This is a genomic window from Pseudomonas sp. FW305-E2, assembly GCF_058782925.1.
The window spans coordinates 7,825-9,207 of sequence record NZ_JBYSYE010000082.1 but is presented as its reverse complement, the minus strand read 5'-3'; the positions used below and the strand labels follow the sequence as shown (position 1 = coordinate 9,207).

The 1,383-nt window shown below is 63.2% G+C and carries 1 protein-coding gene; it reads right to left on the bottom strand.

All coding sequences use genetic code 11. The features are described from left to right. On the bottom strand, positions 1 to 1,383 hold a 1,383-nt coding region (locus tag AC3WLP_RS27570), incomplete at both ends, for an acetolactate synthase large subunit (RefSeq protein ID WP_492576389.1).

The window sequence follows — 1,383 nt, the reverse complement described above, 5'->3', positions numbered from 1 at the left end:
GGGGTCTTGATGCAGTGCTCCAGCAGCGGCAGCAGGCCTTCGGCGCTTTCCACGCGGTGGCCGTTGGCGCCGTAGGCTTCGGCATACTTGACGAAGTCCGGGTTGCCGTAGTCCAGGCCGAAATCGGTGAAGCCCATGTTGGCCTGCTTCCAGCGGATCATGCCGTAGCCGTCGTCACGCAGGATCACCACGGTGATGTGCATGCCCAGACGTACTGCAGTTTCCAGTTCCTGGCTGTTCATCATGAAGCCGCCGTCACCACACACCGAGATTACCGGGCGGTCCGGGTGCACCAGGTGCGCAGCCATTGCCGATGGCAGGCCAGCGCCCATGGTCGCCAGGGCGTTGTCCAGCAGCACGGTGTTTGGCTTGTGCGCTTTGTAGTTGCGGGCGAACCAGATCTTGTAGATGCCGTTGTCCAGGGCGACGATGCCTTCGGACGGCAGTACACGACGGATGTCAGCCACCATGCGCTGTGGGTAGACCGGGAAGCGGTCGTCGTCGGCGCCTTCGGCGATCTGTGCTTCGTTGGCTTCACGGATGGCCATCAGGCGGGTGAAGTCCCAGTGCGACGTGTCGTTCAGTGCTTCACTGATCTGCCACACGGCGTTGGCGATGTCGCCGATCACTTCTACTTGCGGGAAGTACACGGCATCGACTTCGGCAGAGCGGAAGTTGATGTGGATGACTTCGGTGCCGCCACGGACCATGAAGAACGGCGGCTTCTCGATCACATCGTGGCCGATGTTGATGATCAGGTCGGCGGCTTCGACGGCGCGGTGAACGAAGTCGCCCGACGACAGCGCAGCGTTGCCAAGGAAGCGCGGGTGGCGCTCGTCGACCACGCCTTTACCCATTTGGGTGGTGATGAACGGGATGCCGGTCTTGTCGATCAGTTGCTTGAGGACCTTGGCGGTCATCTTGCGGTTGGCACCGGCACCGATCACCAGGATCGGGTTACGCGCGTTCTGCAGTTTCTCGACGGCAGCTTCAATGGCCACGTGCTCGGCCAGCGGGCGGCGGTGCAGGCTGCGCGGGATCGGCAGCGCGTCGGTCTGCTCGGCGGCGATGTCTTCCGGCAGCTCCAGGTGCACCGCACCCGGCTTTTCTTCTTCGGCCAGGCGGAAGGCTTCGCGCATGCGGGCCGGGATGTTGTCGGCCGAGGCGAACTGGTGGGTGTACTTGGTGATGGGGTCCATCATGCCGCACACGTCAATGATCTGGAAGCGACCCTGCTTGGACTTCTTGATCGGCTTCTGCCCGGTGATCATCATCATCGGCATGCCGCCCAGGTAGGCGTAGGCGCTGGCGGTCACCAGGTTGGTGGCACCAGGGCCGAGGGTCGACAGGCTGACGCCGGTCTTGCCGGTCAGACGACCGTAG